At 71.0% G+C, this 16,608-nt stretch carries 18 protein-coding genes; 12 read left to right on the top strand and 6 right to left on the bottom strand.

The features are described from left to right. Positions 1 to 19 precede the first annotated feature (19 nt). Positions 20 to 541, top strand: a complete 522-nt coding sequence (locus ACFY10_RS16650; protein WP_390665840.1) for a DUF4245 domain-containing protein — start codon at positions 20 to 22, stop codon at positions 539 to 541. 95 nt (positions 542 to 636) lie between these two features. On the opposite strand, the gene ACFY10_RS16645 is transcribed toward ACFY10_RS16650, so the two are convergent. From ACFY10_RS16645 to xseA, 3 genes are all read right to left on the bottom strand, one after another. Further along, positions 637 to 1,227: a malonic semialdehyde reductase gene (locus tag ACFY10_RS16645; protein ID WP_390665839.1), complete on the bottom strand. Its 591-nt coding sequence runs from the start codon at positions 1,225 to 1,227 to the stop codon at positions 637 to 639. Positions 1,228 to 1,387: 160 nt separating this feature from the next. Next, positions 1,388 to 1,627, bottom strand: coding sequence for an exodeoxyribonuclease VII small subunit (locus ACFY10_RS16640; RefSeq protein WP_390665838.1), 240 nt, complete (start codon positions 1,625 to 1,627; stop codon positions 1,388 to 1,390). A gap of 39 nt (positions 1,628 to 1,666) precedes the next feature. Continuing rightward, complete coding sequence (gene xseA, locus ACFY10_RS16635; protein ID WP_390665837.1) at positions 1,667 to 2,875, bottom strand: exodeoxyribonuclease VII large subunit; 1,209 nt, start codon at positions 2,873 to 2,875, stop codon at positions 1,667 to 1,669. 176 nt (positions 2,876 to 3,051) lie between these two features. Between xseA and ACFY10_RS16630 the strand changes: the two genes are divergently transcribed. Together ACFY10_RS16630 and ppgK are read left to right on the top strand one after the other, a co-directional pair. Further along, positions 3,052 to 4,062, top strand: coding sequence for a 4-hydroxy-3-methylbut-2-enyl diphosphate reductase (locus ACFY10_RS16630; protein ID WP_390665836.1), 1,011 nt, complete (start codon positions 3,052 to 3,054; stop codon positions 4,060 to 4,062). Positions 4,063 to 4,091: 29 nt separating this feature from the next. Beyond that, entirely contained in the window at positions 4,092 to 4,835 is a 744-nt protein-coding gene (gene ppgK / locus ACFY10_RS16625; protein ID WP_390665835.1) for a polyphosphate--glucose phosphotransferase, read from the top strand. Between the two features lie 26 nt (positions 4,836 to 4,861). Here ppgK and ACFY10_RS16620 read toward each other — a convergent pair whose 3' ends face one another. Next, a complete protein-coding gene (locus tag ACFY10_RS16620) occupies positions 4,862 to 5,467 on the bottom strand; it encodes a DUF6542 domain-containing protein (RefSeq protein ID WP_390665834.1) in 606 nt (201 codons plus the stop codon). Between the two features lie 198 nt (positions 5,468 to 5,665). On the opposite strand from ACFY10_RS16620, the gene ychF reads away from it, so the two are divergent. Further along, the gene (ychF, locus tag ACFY10_RS16615; RefSeq protein ID WP_390665833.1) at positions 5,666 to 6,754 is read left to right on the top strand and encodes a redox-regulated ATPase YchF; all 1,089 of its coding nucleotides are present in this window, start codon (positions 5,666 to 5,668) and stop codon (positions 6,752 to 6,754) included. Positions 6,755 to 6,855: 101 nt separating this feature from the next. Here ychF and ACFY10_RS16610 read toward each other — a convergent pair whose 3' ends face one another. After that, positions 6,856 to 7,770: a LysR family transcriptional regulator gene (locus ACFY10_RS16610; protein WP_390665832.1), complete on the bottom strand. Its 915-nt coding sequence runs from the start codon at positions 7,768 to 7,770 to the stop codon at positions 6,856 to 6,858. Positions 7,771 to 7,876: 106 nt separating this feature from the next. Between ACFY10_RS16610 and ACFY10_RS16605 the strand changes: the two genes are divergently transcribed. Together ACFY10_RS16605 and ACFY10_RS16600 are read left to right on the top strand one after the other, a co-directional pair. After that, entirely contained in the window at positions 7,877 to 8,701 is an 825-nt protein-coding gene (locus ACFY10_RS16605; RefSeq protein WP_390665831.1) for an SDR family NAD(P)-dependent oxidoreductase, read from the top strand. 91 nt (positions 8,702 to 8,792) lie between these two features. Continuing rightward, positions 8,793 to 11,042 (top strand): DEAD/DEAH box helicase, encoded by a 2,250-nt coding sequence (locus ACFY10_RS16600; protein WP_390665830.1) that lies wholly within the window; start codon positions 8,793 to 8,795, stop codon positions 11,040 to 11,042. A 39-nt stretch (positions 11,043 to 11,081) separates the two neighbouring features. Here the strand turns inward: ACFY10_RS16600 and ACFY10_RS16595 are convergent, their stop codons facing one another. Next, the gene (locus ACFY10_RS16595) at positions 11,082 to 12,062 is read right to left on the bottom strand and encodes an SMP-30/gluconolactonase/LRE family protein (protein ID WP_390665829.1); all 981 of its coding nucleotides are present in this window, start codon (positions 12,060 to 12,062) and stop codon (positions 11,082 to 11,084) included. A gap of 127 nt (positions 12,063 to 12,189) precedes the next feature. Here ACFY10_RS16595 and ACFY10_RS16590 point away from each other — a divergent pair, with 127 nt between their 5' ends. From ACFY10_RS16590 to ACFY10_RS16565, 6 genes are all read left to right on the top strand, one after another. After that, complete coding sequence (locus ACFY10_RS16590; protein ID WP_390665828.1) at positions 12,190 to 12,636, top strand: MarR family winged helix-turn-helix transcriptional regulator; 447 nt, start codon at positions 12,190 to 12,192, stop codon at positions 12,634 to 12,636. A gap of 98 nt (positions 12,637 to 12,734) precedes the next feature. Beyond that, positions 12,735 to 13,937: a DUF4190 domain-containing protein gene (locus ACFY10_RS16585; RefSeq protein ID WP_390665827.1), complete on the top strand. Its 1,203-nt coding sequence runs from the start codon at positions 12,735 to 12,737 to the stop codon at positions 13,935 to 13,937. Between the two features lie 147 nt (positions 13,938 to 14,084). Next, positions 14,085 to 14,837, top strand: coding sequence for a GntR family transcriptional regulator (locus ACFY10_RS16580; RefSeq protein WP_390665826.1), 753 nt, complete (start codon positions 14,085 to 14,087; stop codon positions 14,835 to 14,837). Between the two features lie 352 nt (positions 14,838 to 15,189). Then, complete coding sequence (locus ACFY10_RS16575; protein ID WP_390665825.1) at positions 15,190 to 15,390, top strand: SPOR domain-containing protein; 201 nt, start codon at positions 15,190 to 15,192, stop codon at positions 15,388 to 15,390. A gap of 19 nt (positions 15,391 to 15,409) precedes the next feature. Then, the gene (locus ACFY10_RS16570; RefSeq protein ID WP_390665824.1) at positions 15,410 to 15,808 is read left to right on the top strand and encodes a (deoxy)nucleoside triphosphate pyrophosphohydrolase; all 399 of its coding nucleotides are present in this window, start codon (positions 15,410 to 15,412) and stop codon (positions 15,806 to 15,808) included. Positions 15,809 to 16,011: 203 nt separating this feature from the next. Beyond that, entirely contained in the window at positions 16,012 to 16,443 is a 432-nt protein-coding gene (locus ACFY10_RS16565; protein WP_390665823.1) for an ATP-binding protein, read from the top strand. The last annotated feature ends 165 nt before the right edge of the window (positions 16,444 to 16,608 follow it).

Here is a 16,608-nt window from a genome sequence, read left to right as displayed (position 1 = left end):
ACCTGCGACGATAGAGGGCGTGGCAGGTTCGAACGGCAAGCAGAAGACGGTCCGGGACATGATCCTCTCCCTGGGCCTCATCGGGATCGCGGCGGCACTCATCTACGTGTTCATCCCACACGACGACTCGCCTCCGGACATCCCGAGGGTCGACTTCCGCGTCGAACTGCTCACGGCCCGCCGCGCGGCGGCCTACCCGGTGGCCGCACCCGAGGGCCTGTCCAAGGACTGGAAGGCGACCTCGGTCCGCTTCCGGGGTGACGAGTTCGACGCCTGGCACCTGGGCTTCCACACCCCCGACGACCAGTACGTGCAGATCGAACAGTCGACTCAGAAGCCGTCGACGTTCATCGACGAGGCCACCCAGGGGTCGGACGCGACGAAGGCCACCGAGGAGATCGACGGCCGCACCTGGACCCGCTACACCGGCGGCCGCTACGACGCACTCGTGCTCCCGGGCAAGGGCTCGACGACCGTGGTCGCGGGCACGGGCTCGTTCCAGCAGCTGACGGAGATGGCGCAGGCGCTGAAACTGGCGTAGACGTCCGCGCATGAGACGCCCCCGACACGCATAAGAGATGCGTACGGGGAAGGCCCCCGGCTTCGTCGCCGGGGGCCTTCGTCGTGCGGGGTCGCTCAGACCGTCGTGACGACCTGCTCGTACTCCAGGCGCGGGGAGCGCGGGAACCAGGCGTCCTCGCCCGGCTTGCCGATGTTGACGACCATCAGCGGGGTGTGGTCGTCGTCCAGGAACTCCTTCTGGAGGCCCGCGAAGTCGACGCCGGTCATCGGGCCGGCGGCGAGACCGGCGGCGCGGACGCCGACGATGAAGTACGCGGCCTGCAGGGCGGCGTTCAGTGCGGCGGCGCCCTCACGGGCCGGGCGCTCGGAGAAGAAGACGTCCTTGGCGGCCGGGAAGTGCGGGAAGAGGGCCGGCAGCTCGTCGTGGAACTCGTTGTCCGCGGAGAGGATCGCGACCAGCGGGGCGGTCGCCGTCTTCGGCTGGTTGCCCTCGGCCATGTGCTTCACCAGGCGCTCACGGGCCTCGGCGGAGCGGACCAGGGTGATGCGCAGCGGCGACTGGTTGAAGGCGGTCGGGCCGTACTTGACCAGGTCGTAGATCGCCTGGACCTGCTCGTCGGTCACCGGCTCGTCGGTGAAGGTGTTCGCGGTGCGGGCCTCACGGAAGAGCAGGTCCTGGGCGGCGGGGTCAAGAACGAGAGACATGCGTGAACTTCCTCGGGATGGCGCCTGGATCCGTACCGGACCGTGGTCCGGATCGGCTGACGGGACCGACGGTACGCGAAGGAAGGTTCAAAGTTCAACAATAACCGGGGTGTGGTGATCCGCTTCACAGCAGACCGCCGCCATCTCTCCCTGTCGGGCCCTACTCGCCGCTGTCCTCTTCCTCGGCTTCCTCGGCCTCTTCCTCCGCGAGGGCCGCATCCAGCCGGGCCCGAGCCCCGTCCAGCCAGCGCCGGCACACCTTGGCCAGCTCCTCGCCCCGCTCCCAGAGCGCCAGGGACTCCTCCAGCGTCGTACCGCCCGCCTCGAGCCGCCGTACGACCTCGATCAGCTCGTCCCGTGCCTGCTCGTAGCCGAGCGCCTCATCCACCTTGCTGGTCATCCGCCCACCCTATGCATCGACTCGAACCGTGCCGTGTTCTCAGTCGGCCCGGACCACCGTGAACTCACCCTCGGCCACCCGCGCCCGCAGCGTCTCGTCCGCCGCCACCTCGTCCGGCGCGCGGACGACATGCCCGTCGGCCCTCTGCAGCACGGCGTAACCGCGCTTCAGGGTGGCGGCGGGGGAGAGGGCCACCACGCGCGCGTGCGTGTGCGTCAGCTCGGAGGCGGCGCGGTCGAGGAGATGCCCGAGCGTGCGCCGCGAACGGTCGACCAGCGAGGCGACATGATCGGCCCGCTCGTCGATCATCCGGTGCGGATCCTCTATCGAGGGCCGGGCCAGCGCGTGGGCGAGCCCGCGCTCCTCCCGCTCGACGATCGCCTCGACGCACCGCCGCGCCCGATTCCGCAACTGCTGCACGCGCTCGTACTCCTCCCCGACATCCGGTACGACCTTCTTGGCGGCGTCGGTGGGGGTGGAGGCCCGCAGGTCGGCGACGTAATCGAGGAGCGGATTGTCCGGTTCGTGCCCGATGGCGGACACGACGGGCGTACGGCAGGAGGCGACGGCGCGCACGAGCTGCTCGTCGGAGAACGGAAGAAGATCCTCCACGCTCCCGCCGCCGCGCGCGACGATGATGACGTCCACGTCACCGGCCTCGTCGAGCTCCTTCACGGCCTGCACCACCTGTGGGACGGCGTGTACGCCCTGCACGGCGACGTTGCGCACCTCGAAGCGGACGGCGGGCCAGCGGTGCCGGGCGTTCTCCAGGACGTCCCGCTCGGCGGCGGAGGCGCGGCCGCAGACGAGCCCGATGAGCTGCGGCAGGAAAGGCAGGGCCTTCTTCCGCTCGGGCGCGAACAGCCCCTCGGCGGCGAGGGACTTCTTCAACTGCTCCAGCCGCGCGAGGAGTTCACCGACCCCCACGGCCCTTATCTCGGCGGCCCGCAGGGACAGCTGACCCCGCGGCGCGTACCACTCCGGCTTCGCGTACACGACGACCCGTGCACCCTCGCTCACCACATCGGCGACGGCGTCGAAGACCTGCCGGTAGCAGGTGACGCCGACCGAGATGTCGTGCGACGGATCCCGCAGGGTCAGAAACACGACCCCGGCGCCGGGCCGCCGCGAGAGCTGAGTGATCTGCCCCTCCACCCAGACGGCCCCCAGCCGGTCGATCCACCCCCCGATGAGCCGCGAGACCTCACCGACGGGCAGGGGCGCTTCTGCGGACGTGTTGAGAGCCATGCCGCGAGAGTAACGGCCGACGCTGACACTCCGGCCCGTCCGGCATTCTCGGCCCGTCCGGCGTTTGAGGACGAGGCCGTTCAGGCCGACAACGGGGGTCTGGGGGCGCAGCCCCCAGGGACGGGTAGGGGCGGCGGGGGCGGTGCGATCTTGGCCCTCCCGAACGCGGCCTTACGATGGGACGCATGACTGCTTCGCCTGGCCGCCGTGTCCTGCTCGCCGCCCCCCGTGGCTACTGCGCGGGTGTGGACCGCGCCGTGATCGCCGTCGAGAAAGCCCTGGAGCAGTACGGGGCTCCGATCTATGTCCGGCACGAGATCGTGCACAACAAGTACGTCGTGCAGACCCTGGAGAAGAAGGGTGCCGTCTTCGTGGAGCGGACGGAGGAGGTCCCCGAGGGGAACATCGTCATGTTCTCCGCGCACGGCGTGGCCCCGGTCGTCCACGAAGAGGCCGAGCGCGGCAAGCTCGCCACCATCGACGCCACCTGCCCGCTCGTCACCAAGGTCCACAAGGAAGCCGTCCGCTTCGCCAAGGAGGACTACGACATCCTCCTGATCGGGCACGAGGGCCACGAGGAGGTCATCGGCACCTCCGGCGAGGCCCCCGAGCACATCCAGCTCGTCGACGGGCCGGGAGACGTCGCCAAGGTCGAGGTCCGTGACCCGTCCAAGGTCGTCTGGCTGTCCCAGACCACCCTCTCCGTCGACGAGACGATGGAGACCGTCGACGCACTGCAGGAGAAGTTCCCGCAGCTGATCTCGCCGCCCAGCGACGACATCTGCTACGCCACGCAGAACCGCCAGCTCGCGGTGAAGCAGATGGGCGCCGAGGCCGAGCTGGTGATCGTCGTCGGCTCGCGCAACTCCTCCAACTCCAAGCGGCTCGTCGAGGTCGCCAAGCTCGCGGGTTCGCGCGAGGCGTACCTCGTGGACTTCGCCGACGAGATCGACGAGGCCTGGCTGGAGGGCGTGTCCACGGTCGGCGTCACGTCCGGCGCCTCCGTCCCCGAGGTCCTGGTCGAGCAGGTCCTGGAGTGGCTCTCGCAGCGCGGCTTCGAGGATGTGGAGATCGTCAAGGCGGCCGAGGAGTCCATCACCTTCTCGCTGCCCAAGGAGCTCCGCCGCGACCTGCGCGACGAGGCGGCGGCGCTGATCGCGGAGCGAACCGGCACCTCGCCGGAGTGACTGTCAGTCGTCCGTCGTAACGTAGAGCCATGCAGATCTTCGGTGTGGACATCGGTGGATCCGGGATCAAGGGCGCCCCTGTGGACCTGGACAAGGGCGACCTGGCGGAGGAGCGCTGCAAAGTGCTCACTCCGCAGCCGGCGACGCCCGACGGCGTGGCCGACGGCGTGAAGCAGGTCGTCGACCACTTCGGCTGGACCGGCCCGGTGGGCCTCACCTTTCCCGGTGTGGTCACCGGCGGATCCACCATCCGTACGGCGGCGAACGTCGACAAGAGCTGGATCGACACGGACGCGGGCGCGTTGTTCGGCGACCGCCTGGGCGGCCTGCCGGTGACGGTGGTCAACGACGCGGACGCGGCGGGCGTCGCCGAGATGCACTTCGGCGCGGGCCGCGACCGCCGGGGCACGGTCATCCTGCTCACCTTCGGCACCGGCATCGGCAGCGCCCTGTTCGTCGACGGCGCCCTGGTGCCCAACACCGAGCTGGGCCACCTGGAGCTGCACGGCCACGACGCGGAGAAGCGCGCCTCCAGCAAGGCCAAGGAGGACGGCGAGCTGACGTGGGAGCACTGGGCCCGCCGCGTCACGAAGTACCTCGCCCATGTCGAGATGCTCTTCTCGCCCGACCTGTTCATCATCGGCGGCGGCGTCAGCCGTAAGTCCGAGAAGTTCCTGCACTTCATCGAGGGCATCAAGGCGGAGATCGTCCCGGCGCAGCTGCAGAACAACGCGGGGATCGTGGGGGCGGCGATGCACGCCGCGGAGAGTTAGGGCCCGGGCCGGAGCCCGGGCGAGGGCTAGTGCGTGGGCGGACGCCGACGGGCGGTGCGGTGGTGTCGCATCAGGGCGGCCTTCCGTGCGGTCACGATCAGGCCCGCGAGGAGGGTCCCGCCGTAGAGCCACCCGGCCTGGGTGGCCAGCGCCGTCACCAGTCCCATCAGCCGGCCGAGCAGACCGCCGCTGCTGTCGGCCACGGGGAGCAGGCCCAGGGCGAAGGCGATCGGTACGACGACGAGGGCGGTCGCCAGGTCGCCCTTGCGCACCCAGACCGCGGTGAGCAGGCACACCGGCAGGAACAGCACGCCGTACAGCGTCAGCGACGCTCCGAACAGCAGCTGGTCGAGACAGCCGAGCGCGAACATCAGCGCCCCGCAGAACAGACCGCTGCCCAGCCCGGTCAGCCGTGGGTTGGGCAGCCGTCGTACGGCCTCGACCAGCGGCGGACCGGGCTGCCGTACGGCTGCCGGACGGATCGCAGGGCGGGCGGCCGGGCGACGCTGTCCCGCAGATCGCGCACCCCCGCCGGCACCCCCACCGCTTCCGCCACGCTTCGCCTGCGGGGGCAGCGGGGGCGTGCCGCGTCGCGTTCCGTTGTGCGGGCGTCCCGTCCCGTGTTGCTCCACCGGACCAACTTAGGTCGGTTTATGTGTGCAATCGCCCCTCAGACACGCCGAGGGGCGGAGCTTGGCCAAGCGTTCGACGGGGAGCCGGGGCGTGGACCGGTACGCCGTAGACTGGTGGATCGGCCCGCCCGTGCACCGAAGAAGGACCGGGCCCCAGCCCCAGTCCCCTGATGTCTCTCACGTACGGGAAGTCGCAACGTGTCGCTCACGATCGGAATCGTCGGTCTGCCGAATGTCGGCAAGTCGACCCTGTTCAACGCCCTGACCAAGAACGACGTGCTCGCGGCCAACTACCCGTTCGCCACGATCGAGCCCAACGTGGGCGTCGTCGGCGTCCCCGACCCCCGGCTGACGAAACTGGCCGAAATCTTCGGCTCGCAGCGCATCCTCCCGGCCACCGTCGACTTCGTCGACATCGCGGGCATCGTGAAGGGCGCGTCCGAGGGCGAGGGCCTGGGCAACAAGTTCCTCGCGAACATCCGTGAGTCCGACGCGATCTGCCAGGTCATCCGTGCCTTCAAGGACGAGAACGTCGTGCACGTGGACGGCAAGGTCTCGCCGAAGGACGACATCGAGACGATCAACACCGAGCTGATCCTCGCCGACCTCCAGACCATCGAGAAGGTCCTCCCGCGCCTCCAGAAGGAGTCGCGGATCAAGAAGGACGTGGCGCCGAAGGTGGCGGCGGTCGAGGCGGCGAAGGAGATCCTGGAGAAGGGCGACACCCTCTTCTCCGCGGGCGTCGTCCAGGGCTCCGGCAACGAGGAGCTCCTCCACGACCTGCACCTCCTGACCACGAAGCCCTTCCTCTACGTCTTCAACGTCGACGAGGACGAACTGCTCGACGAGGACTTCAAGGCCGAGCAGCGCGCCCTGGTCGCCCCCGCCGAGGCGATCTTCCTCAACGCCAAGCTCGAGGCGGACCTCGCCGAGCTCGACGAGGAGGACGCCATGGAGCTCCTGGAGTCCGTCGGCGCCGAGGAGCCCGGCCTCACCACCCTCGCGCGCGTGGGCTTCAACACCCTCGGCCTGCAGACCTACCTCACGGCCGGCCCCAAGGAATCCCGCGCCTGGACCATCAAGAAGGGCGCCACCGCCCCCGAGGCCGCCGGTGTCATCCACACCGACTTCCAGAAGGGCTTCATCAAGGCGGAGGTCATCTCCTTCGCGGACCTGGTGGAGACGGGCTCGGTCGCCGAGGCCCGTGCGAAGGGCAAGGCGCGGATGGAGGGGAAGGACTACGTGATGCAGGACGGGGACGTGGTGGAGTTCCGCTTCAATGTGTAGCGGGTGACTGAGCACGCGATCACTGATCTGGCGAACGTGCAGGTGAAAACGGGTCGGGCCGATTGGGGCCCGGCCCGTTTTCGTGGCGGCGCTGGTGCAGTTCACCCGTCACCCCGCTCGGTCACCCGCCGGCAAGCCTCCGTGTACGCCCGCACCAACGGCCTGCGGTCCCCCTTCCGCCAGGCCAGCACATACCGGCTGGGCGCGAGCCCGCGCACCGGTCGGGTCACCACGCCGCCCAGTGTGATCAGCGGGACGTTGCCCACCGCCACCAGGCATACGCCGAGGCCTGCGACCAGGGCCTCGTAGGTCTCCTCCGTGCTCGCGATCTCCGCGCCGATGCGGGGGAGCCGGCCTTCGCGTTCCTCGACCGCCAGCCAGTAGTCCCGCAGCGGCCCCGCGCTCCTCGGCAGGGCCAGGAAGGGCTCCTCGGTCAGGTCCGTGAAGTCGATCTCGGGGCGGGACGCGAGGGGGTGGGAGTCGGGCAGGGCGACCAGACGGGGCTCCTCCGCAACGACCGTCCAGTCGTAGCGGTCCTGGCCGGGCAGGGGCAGCCAGACGAAGGCCACGTCCGTCTCGCCGTCCGCCAGGCCCGCGGTCGGGTCGTCCCAGCTCACCTGGCGCAGCCGGACCGCGGCCCCGGGGTGGGAGGCGGTGAAGCGGGAGCGGATCGCGGGCAGCAGACCGCCGCGGCCCGGGCTGGTGCTCATGCCCACCACCAGCGTGCTGCGCTGCTCGGCCCGCGCCTCCGCCACCACGGCCGCGCCCTGCGCCCACGCGTCCAGCACCCGCCGGGCGTGCGGCAGCAGGGCAGCGCCCGCCGAGGTGAGCGCCACGCCGTGCCGGTCGCGCCGCAGCAGCTCCACCCCCAACTGCCGCTCCAGCGCCCGGATCTGCTTGCTCAGCGCGGGCTGCGAGACGTACAGCCGCTCGGCCGCGCGCGTGAAGTGCAGTTCCTCGGCGACCGTGACGAAGTACCGCAGATCCCGCACATGAACGTCCGCCGTCATAGCCATCGGTTATCACCGTAGGTCTTGGACGGGCAACTGGCCACAGGAGCAGCCTGGTTCACGAGTTGCTCAGGGAGTCACTCGGAGCGTTGCTCAGGGAGAGTGAGTTTTCGTGAACAAGGTGTGGCTGATCACCGGCGCCAGCAGCGGACTCGGGCGGGCCGTCGCCGAGGCGGCCGTCGCCGACGGCGATGTCGTGGTGGGCGCCGCGCGGCGGCCCGAGGGCCTGGACGACCTCGTGGCCGCCCACCCCGACCAGGTCGAGGCGCTGCGCCTGGACGTCGCCGACACGGCCGCCGCCGAACCGGCGGTACGGGACGTGGTGGCACGGCACGGACGGATCGACGTCCTGGTCAACAACGCCGGCCGCGGCCATGTCGGCGCCTTCGAGGAGACCACCGACGACGAGCTGCGCGCCCTGTTCGACGTGCACGTCTTCGGTCCGGCCGCCCTCGTGCGCGCCGTACTGCCGTACATGCGCTCCCGGCGCTCGGGCGCGATCGTGCAGATGAGCAGCATGGGCGGGCAGACGTCCTACCCCGGCTTCTCGGCGTACAGCGGAACGAAGTTCGCCCTGGAGGGCATGTCCGAGGCGCTCGCGGGCGAGGTCGCCGAGTACGGCATCAAGGTCCTCGTCGTCGAGCCGGGCGCCTTCCGTACGTCGCTGTACGACGGGACGCAGGCCAGCGCCGACGGCGGGGCGTACGCCACCGTGGGCGGTACGCGCGCGATGGTCGACGCCGGGTTCGACGACCGGGCCGGCGACCCGGCCAAGGCCGCGGCGCTCATCCTGACCGCGCTGGAGGCGGGACAGACCCCGCTGCGCCTGCCGCTCGGCGACGACGGCGTGAGTGCGGTCCTCGACCACCTGGACCAGGTACGCGACGACGTCCTCGCCTGGGAGAAGCGCACGCGCCGCACGGGCTTCCGCGACTGAGCCCCCGCCCATGAGCATGAGCCGACCCGCGTTGTCAGACCCTGGTGCCAAGATGTGAGTGCAGAGGGGTGGACGGCACGTGAGGGGCGGCATGGTGGACGTGGGGGAGGTGCCCGAGGCGCCGCCCGTGGGGCGGCGGGCCCGGGAGCTGTGCACACAGAGCACGCGGCTCTACGACGCCGCCCGCACCGTACTCGCCGATCACGCCCGTGCGCTGGACGCGGTCCGCTCGGCGCTCGCCCCGCTCAGGGACGAACTCGTCGCCAGGGAGCTGGAGTCCATCCCGGTCGCCCGGCTCAAGGACGCCACCGAGGGGCGGCTGCGGCTGGGGGCCGTCGAAGCGGCCGGGTTCGCCTCGGTGCGGGCGGTGCACGAGGCGAGCCGGTTCGAGCTGCGGCAGATCCCCGGCGTCGGCGCCCAGACCGCCGACCAGGCCCTGGCGGCCGCCCGGCAGATCGCCCGGGCGGTCGAGGAGACGGTCACGGTACGGATCGACGTCGACCGGCCCGAACCCCGCACCACCGCGCTGGTCGTCGCGCTGCACCGACTGGTCGAGGCCGGGCCCGAGCTGCGCCGGGCCGTGGACACCGCCGGGCAACTCGACCGCCGGCTCGGCGAGTTGCTGCCCGCCGCCAGGCCGGCGACCGGCCGGCTGCGGCTCGCGCTCACCGGGCGGCGCCGCAAGGAGGCCGCCCTCGCGGCGACGGCGGAACTGCGCGCGCTGACCGCCGAGGCGGCGGCCCGGGACACCCGGCTCCAGCTGACGCAGGCCGCCACCGACCTGCTGCGCGAACCGGCCTCCGACATCGAGGCCTGGGTCGACTTCGAGCTGCGCTCCGCCGAGTACTACAGCCAGCTCGCCGAGGTCTCCGAGCACCGTACGGACGAAGCGGCCGCGGAGGGCTTCCTGCCCTCGGAGGTTGCGGAGCGGGTGCACGCCCAGCGGCTCGACGACACCCACCGGCGGGTCTCGCTGCGCGGCTACCAGTCCTTCGGCGCCCGCTTCGTCCTCGCCCAGCGCCGGGTCGTCCTCGGCGACGAGATGGGACTCGGCAAGACCGTGCAGGCCATCGCCGCGCTCGCCCACCTCGCGGCCGAGGGACACAGCCACTTCCTGGTGGTGTGCCCGGCCAGCGTGCTGATCAACTGGACCCGGGAGATCCGCTCCCGCAGCGCCCTGCGGGCGGTCCCGGTGCACGGCCCGGACCGGCAGGACGCGTACGCCGAGTGGCGCGAGCGCGGCGGCGTCGCCCTCACCACCTTCGACCTGCTGCACACGCTGCCCACGCCGGACGGCAAGGACGGCAAGGACGACAGGGAGGGCAAGAACGGCACGGGCGGCTTGCCGCCCGGGATGCTCGTCGTCGACGAGGCCCACTACGTGAAGAACCCCGACACCCGCCGCGCCAAGTCCATTGCGGCCTGGACGCGGACGTGCGACCGCGTCCTGTTCCTCACCGGCACGCCGATGGAGAACCGCGTAGAGGAGTTCCGCGCCCTGATCCGTTACCTCCGGCCGGAGCTGGTTCCCGCGATACGCGACAGCCACGCGGTCGCCGGACCGCACGTCTTCCGCAGATCGGTCGCACCCGCCTACCTGCGCCGCAACCAGCAGGACGTACTCGCCGAACTGCCCGCGCTGCTGCAGGTCGACGAGTGGGAGGAACTCAGCGCCGCGGACCAGGACGCGTACCGCACGGCGGTCGCCGAGGGGAACTTCATGGCGATGCGCCGGGCCGCGTACGCCGACCCGGAGAAGTCCGCGAAGCTGCAGCGGCTGCGCGAAGTGGTCGCGGAGGCGGCGGAGAACGGCCTGAAGGTGGTGGTGTTCTCGTACTTCCGAGATGTCCTCGCCACCGTCCAACAGGCCCTGGGCGAGGGAACCTTGGGCCCGATCTCCGGCTCCGTCCCCGCGGCCCGGCGCCAGCGGCTGGTCGACGACTTCACGGCCGCCGACGGGCACGCCGTGCTGCTGTCGCAGATCGAGGCAGGCGGCGTCGGCCTCAACCTCCAGGCCGCGTCCGTGGTGATCCTCTGCGAACCGCAGGTCAAACCCACCCTGGAACACCAGGCCGTGGCCCGCGCCCACCGCATGGGCCAGATCCGCCCGGTCCAGGTGCACCGCCTGCTCGCCACGGACAGCGTCGACGAGCGCCTGCTGCGCATCCTGAAGAACAAGGACCGCCTCTTCGACGCCTACGCCCGCCGCAGCGACACCGCCGAGGCCACACCGGACGCGGTCGATGTCTCCGACGCCGGGATTGCGCGCCGGATCGTGGAGGAGGAGCAGCAGAGGCTGGCCGAGCAGCGGCGAAGACCGGTCGGCGAACCGGTCGACTGACCGCAAGCGGTCGACCGGTCGCAGCTGGCCGACCGACCGTCAGATTCCGTCCACCCACGCCACGGTGAACGGCTCCTCGGGCACCCCCTGCCCCATCGGTCCGCCCTTGTCGAACTGCGAGCGGACGACAAGCAGCCGGCCGTGGGTGCGGGCGAGGGTGGTCGGGATCTGCAGCGCGGTGTCGGTGAACTGCTGCTCCAGGCGGGCCGAGGTGCCGTCCGGGGACAGCCGCCAGCGGCTGAGGGTGTTGCTGGCGTTGTGCGCGGCCCACAGCGTGCCGTGCGCCAGCTCCAGGCCGTCGCCGTGCTTCAAGTCGCCGCCGTTCAGGGCGACTCGGCTCACGGATCCGGTGACCGTGCCCACCCGGTACAGTCCGCCGCCGGTCATGCCGACGACGAGCAGGTAGCGCCCCCAGGGGTCGACGACGATGCCGTTGAGGACGAGCCCGTCGGGGTCGGCCACGGCGCTCAGGTCGTAGGCGGCGTCGAGCGTCGCGCTGCCGCCGCGGGCGCGGTCCAGGTCGGCCGAGGTGACGCGGTAGACCACCGGGCGGGTGCTGTCGGTGAGGTAGGCCGTGCCGTCCGGCCCTATCGCCAGGTCGTTGACGAAGAACGGGGCGCTGCCGGGCACGGTGAGGCGGGCGAGCAGGGCGCGGGTGCGCAGGTCGTAGACGTCCACCCCGGCGGTGGAGTCGATGACCCACAGACGGCGGTAGCGGTCGACCTTCAGCCCGTTGGCGGTGTTACGGCCGTCCGTGCCGGCCGGCAGGAAGACCTCGGCGGCCCGGCTGCCGGCCGCCGCCCGGTACACCGCCCCGGTCGTGTACGAGCCGACGTACGCGTCGCCGGTGTACGGGTCGAGGGCGATGCCCTCGGGGTAGGGGCGGCCGCCGGGGAGCGTGAAGGCGGTGCTGATGCGGACCGCGGCGGCCGCCCGGGCGGTGGTCGCCGGAAGCGCCGCGGCGAGGGCCAGGCCGGCGCTGCTGGTGAGGAAGGTACGGCGGTGGATCGAACGGGACACGCTGGTGCCTCTCGATTCGGCTTCACATTCCATGACGTAGGCGAATGTAGATTAGGACTCTAATCATCGTCAATGCATTAATGGTCGTGTGGGTTCGTATCGACGATCGCCCCGATAGCATGCGCTGATGACGTCCATGCCCGCCTCCGAGCGCCTCGGCTCGCACCTCAAGCTGGCCGAACAGGCCCTAATGGCGACCAAGGCCGCGGTCCTGAAACCGGCGGGCGTGACCGTCGCGCAGTACTCCGCGCTGCTCCACCTCTCCGAGAACCCCGGCATCTCGGCCGCGGCCCTGGCCCGCCTGTGCGGAGTCACGCCGCCGACGATGAACACGATCCTGAAGAACCTCCAGGACCGCGCCCTCATCGCACGCACCCCTCACGAGTGGCACAGGAACGTCCTCGAGACCCGCCTCACCGACGAGGGCCGCACGGTCATGGCCGACGCGGACGCCCGCGCCGTACGCGTCGAGCGGGCCCTGGCCGCCGAGTTCACGGACGAGGAACGCGAGGCGCTGGTAGGGCTGTTGGGGCGGTGCGTGGAACTGCTGGAGGCGGAGCGCGGGCGAGCCTAGGAGCCGGCCATTCCGGATCCGCTCACCTCACGCTTACCATGCGCCCAGTCGTACGCCAGTTCTGTGCGTCAGCCCCCTGAACCAGGAGCGCGGTATCCGTGTCCATACCTCCGCCCCCTGGGCCCCACCAGCCCCAGGAACCCCAAGGGTCGTACCCGCAGGGCCAGTACCCGTACCCGCAGGGGCCCTACGCGGCTCCCGGCCCGTACCCGTACCAGCCCTGGGGGCAGGGCTACCGCCCGTACAACAGCCCCGCGCCGGTCAACGGGGTCGCCATCGCCTCCCTGGTCCTCGGCATCCTCTGCTTCGTCCCGGCCGTCGGGCTGGTCCTGGGGCTGGTCGCGCTGAGTCAGATCAGGAGGAAGGGTGAGCGGGGCAAGGGCATGGCCGTCACCGGTGTGGTCCTCTCCTCCTTCGGGCTCGCGCTGTGGGCGGCAGGGCTCGCCGGAGGCGCCGCGCTCGACGCTTGGAGCGGCTTGAAGGGTGCCGCGCGTGACAACGGCAGCGCCTACTCCCTCGCCAAGGGCGAGTGCTTCGACGCCCCGAGCGGATCCCTCGCGGGCGTGGCCTACGACGTCGACAGGGTGCCCTGCGCCGGCCGGCACGACGGCGAGGTCTTCGCCGCCTTCAAGATGACGGGCGGTCCCGGCTACCCCGGGGACGACAAGGTCACGGACCTCGCCGACGCCAGGTGCTACGCGCTGCGCTACGACTACGCCATGGACGCCTGGGCCGTACCCGACGACGTCGACGTGTACTACCTGACGCCGACCCCGCAGAGCTGGAAGCAGGGCGACCGCGAGGTCACCTGCCTGTTCGGCAACACCGACGAGAAGTCCGGCCTGAATGGTTCACTGCGCAACGACGCGCGGACCCTGGACGCCGAGCAGGTTGCCTACCTCAAGGCCGTCAACACCGAGAACGCCACCCTGGACCGGCAGCCGCTGGACAGCCCCGACGACGATCTGCAGGCCAGTCGCCGATGGGCCTCACGGATGTCGGCCGCGCTCACCGAGGAGGCCCGGATGCTGCGCGACCACCCATGGCCGGCCGGTGCGAAGACGCCGATCGCTAAGGTCGCCGAGGAGGTCGGAGCGAGGCAGGAGGAGTGGGCGCGCGCCGCGAAGGCCGGCGACACGGACGCCTTCTACGAGCACTACGACCGCGTCATGGCGCTCTCGGCTCCCAAGGGCGCTGTCACCGCCCGCAAGGCTCTGGGCCTGGCCACGACCCCGCCCTCGTCCGAGAACGGCAGTAGCCGCGGAGACGGCGGTACAGGCGGCTCCGAGTTCGAGGTGTGACCGCGGCTATAGCGGGGAGAAAGTGCCTGCGTAAAGCCCTCCGTGGGCACATGTCATCACATCGAGTGATTCTCTGGCCTTTGCTTGCACCGCACAACCCACGGTTGCCAGGCTGTTGCTGTCTGTACAACCTGATGGGAGCGGCCAGTGACTTTCGGTGAGCAGCCGGCGTACCTGCGCGTCGCGGGTGATCTCCGCAAGAAGATCGTCAATGGTTCGCTGCCGCCGCACACCCGCCTCCCGTCCCAGGCCAGGATCCGCGAGGAGTACGGCGTCTCGGACACCGTCGCGCTGGAGGCGCGCAAGGTGCTGATGGCGGAGGGCCTGGTCGAGGGCCGCTCCGGATCGGGGACGTATGTCCGCGAGCGCCCGGTGCCCCGCAGCGTCGCCCGCTCCGGGTTCCGCCCGGCCGGCGGGGCCACCCCCTTCCGTCAGGAGCAGGCCGACGGCGAGGGGCGCGGCACCTGGGAGTCCAGCAGCGCGCAGGCCGAGGCGAGCAGCTCCGTCGCCGAGCGGCTCTCCATCAAGCCCGGCGACCGCGTGATGTGTACGAGGTACGTCTTCCGCGAGGCCGGCGAGGTGATGATGCTCTCCACCTCCTGGGAACCCCTCGCGGTCACCGGCCGCACCCCCGTGATGCTCCCCGAGGAGGGCCCGCTCGGCGGCATGGGCGTCGTCGAGCGCATGGCGGCGATCGACGTGATCGTGGACAACGTCACCGAGGAGGTCGGCGCCCGCCCCGGCCTCGCCGAGGAACTGGTCTCCCTCGGCGGCGTCCCCGGTCATGTGGTCCTCGTGATTCAGCGCACCTTCTTCGCGTCGGGCCGCCCCGTGGAGACGGCCGACGTCGTCATCCCCGCCGATCGCTACCGAGTCGCGTACCACCTCCCAGTGAAGTAGCGCACACCCTTACGGCAGTTGACCCCGGCGCCGCCTCGCCGCCACCCCCTCCGGGCGCCCCCGGAGCCTGCCCGTCCGCCGGTGGGATCTGGCCGTTCTCGCAGGTCGCCCCACGCGTGCCCGGTATGCCGCTGACCGGATGCGTCGACGCCTGCGCGCGGCGCATTCGAACCCGCGCGCCCCCCTCGCTCTGGCCGGTTGCGTACCTCTTTGTGAAAAGCCGTGTTCGCTGCGTAAAGGTAAGGCGTAGGCTCGGGCATATGCGGATTGCGGTTTCCTTAGAGGGTGGGGCACGGCACGAACCGCGGGCGGGGAGCGGTGGGGCCGGGGCGGGAAGGAGCGGTGGGGCGCGATGAACGACGGCACGATCACGCTTCCCTGGCTCGTCATTCGGCAGGACGACAACGGCAATCGCTACCGCGTGGGCCGGTACGCGACCCGGGCCGAGGCCCAGAAGATCGCGGACAGTCTCGACGATCGCGGACACAAGCAGCTGTACTGGGTCGAGCGCATAGGCCAGAACGGGCAGAACGGAACGGCCTCGGCCAACTGACTCCCGTAGGCTCCCGCGCATGACGGAACGGATCGTGGTGGTGGGTGCCGCCCTGTTCGACGGAGGCCGCCTGCTCGCCGCGCGCCGCAGCGCGCCTCCCGAGCTCGCCGGGCGCTGGGAACTCCCCGGCGGCAAGGTCGAACAGGGCGAGCCCCCCGACGCGGCCCTCGTGCGCGAACTGCGCGAGGAACTCGGCGTGGACACCGAGGCCGTGGCGCGCGTACCAGGGGAGTGGCCCCTGAAGCCGCCGTACGTCCTCCAGGTATGGACGGCTCGACTGCGCCCCGGCTCCGCCGACCCCAAGCCCCTCCAGGACCACGACGACCTGCGCTGGCTCACCCCGGACGAACTGTGGGACGTACCTTGGCTGGACCAGGACGTCCCAGCAGTCCGCGAACTGGCCGCCCATTGGGGGTAGGGGCGAAGCCCCACCCCTCCAGGGGCGCGGGGAACGGCGCGACCAGCCACAACGCACCCGCACTCGCAAGACAACACGCACCCCCGAGCTCATAGGCGCCCGGCCCCACCGGCGGAGCCTCCCCCAGCGGAGCAAGCTGCCGCCGTGGACGGTACTGCGTGCGAGATATCGGGTATGTGCCCATTAACCCCACGAAATAGGACATGGGTGGGCTTCTGGCCTGGGAAGTGATCGGCGTGATCGACACCGAAGGCGACTGCGCCGAGTGGAGCTTTCCCGCGGAACCGGACGCCGTCCGCAGTGCCCGCGCCGCCGTCCGTGGCCAACTGCGCACCTGGGAACTCGACTCCCTCGGAGATCTCGCCGCCCTGCTGGTCAGCGAGCTGGTGACCAACTCCCTGCGGCACGCCACCGGACCCATCGGCGTACGCCTCGTGCGGCCCGCGGGCCTCGAGGGCGTACTGCTGGTGGAGGTCTCCGACCCGCTCCCGGACCCGCCGCGCGAGCGCATCGCCCGCCCCGAGGACGAGAGCGGCCGCGGACTGCAGCTGGTCGCCCACTCCTCGCGCCGCTGGGGCACCCGGCCCGGCGAGGCGGGCAAGACGGTCTGGTTCGAGCTCGCAGTGCCGGGCTGAACCCGGTCCCGGTCCGGTCCTTCGGACGCTGTACGCGGGTACCTGCCCTGTCGACCGACTGGTTCAGGCCAGTGGCAGTGTTCGGCAGGCGTGATTCGACGGGGTGTTGGCTGGTTAGAAGACTGGAAGTGTTCTCGCAGCCGGGACCGAAAACCGTCGGGACCG

This window comes from Streptomyces sp. NPDC001401, from assembly GCF_042895385.1.
Classification (GTDB): Bacteria; Actinomycetota; Actinomycetes; order Streptomycetales; family Streptomycetaceae; genus Streptomyces.
Note: the sequence above shows the minus strand (reverse complement) of the source record. Positions and strands in the feature narration are given on the sequence as shown.

Excerpts from the sequence above, each read along its gene's own strand:
- ACFY10_RS16645 (WP_390665839.1), bottom strand. The coding sequence starts at position 1,227 with ATGTCTCTCGTTCTTGACCCCGCCGCCCAGGACCTGCTCTTCCGTGAG.
- ACFY10_RS16640 (WP_390665838.1), bottom strand. The coding sequence starts at position 1,627 with ATGACCAGCAAGGTGGATGAGGCGCTCGGCTACGAGCAGGCACGGGAC.
- xseA (WP_390665837.1), bottom strand. The coding sequence starts at position 2,875 with ATGGCTCTCAACACGTCCGCAGAAGCGCCCCTGCCCGTCGGTGAGGTC.
- ACFY10_RS16630 (WP_390665836.1), top strand. The coding sequence starts at position 3,052 with ATGGGACGCATGACTGCTTCGCCTGGCCGCCGTGTCCTGCTCGCCGCC.
- ppgK (WP_390665835.1), top strand. The coding sequence starts at position 4,092 with ATGCAGATCTTCGGTGTGGACATCGGTGGATCCGGGATCAAGGGCGCC.
- ACFY10_RS16610 (WP_390665832.1), bottom strand. The coding sequence starts at position 7,770 with ATGGCTATGACGGCGGACGTTCATGTGCGGGATCTGCGGTACTTCGTC.
- ACFY10_RS16600 (WP_390665830.1), top strand. The coding sequence starts at position 8,793 with ATGGTGGACGTGGGGGAGGTGCCCGAGGCGCCGCCCGTGGGGCGGCGG.
- ACFY10_RS16590 (WP_390665828.1), top strand. The coding sequence starts at position 12,190 with ATGACGTCCATGCCCGCCTCCGAGCGCCTCGGCTCGCACCTCAAGCTG.
- ACFY10_RS16575 (WP_390665825.1), top strand. The coding sequence starts at position 15,190 with ATGAACGACGGCACGATCACGCTTCCCTGGCTCGTCATTCGGCAGGAC.
- ACFY10_RS16570 (WP_390665824.1), top strand. The coding sequence starts at position 15,410 with ATGACGGAACGGATCGTGGTGGTGGGTGCCGCCCTGTTCGACGGAGGC.
- ACFY10_RS16565 (WP_390665823.1), top strand. The coding sequence starts at position 16,012 with ATGGGTGGGCTTCTGGCCTGGGAAGTGATCGGCGTGATCGACACCGAA.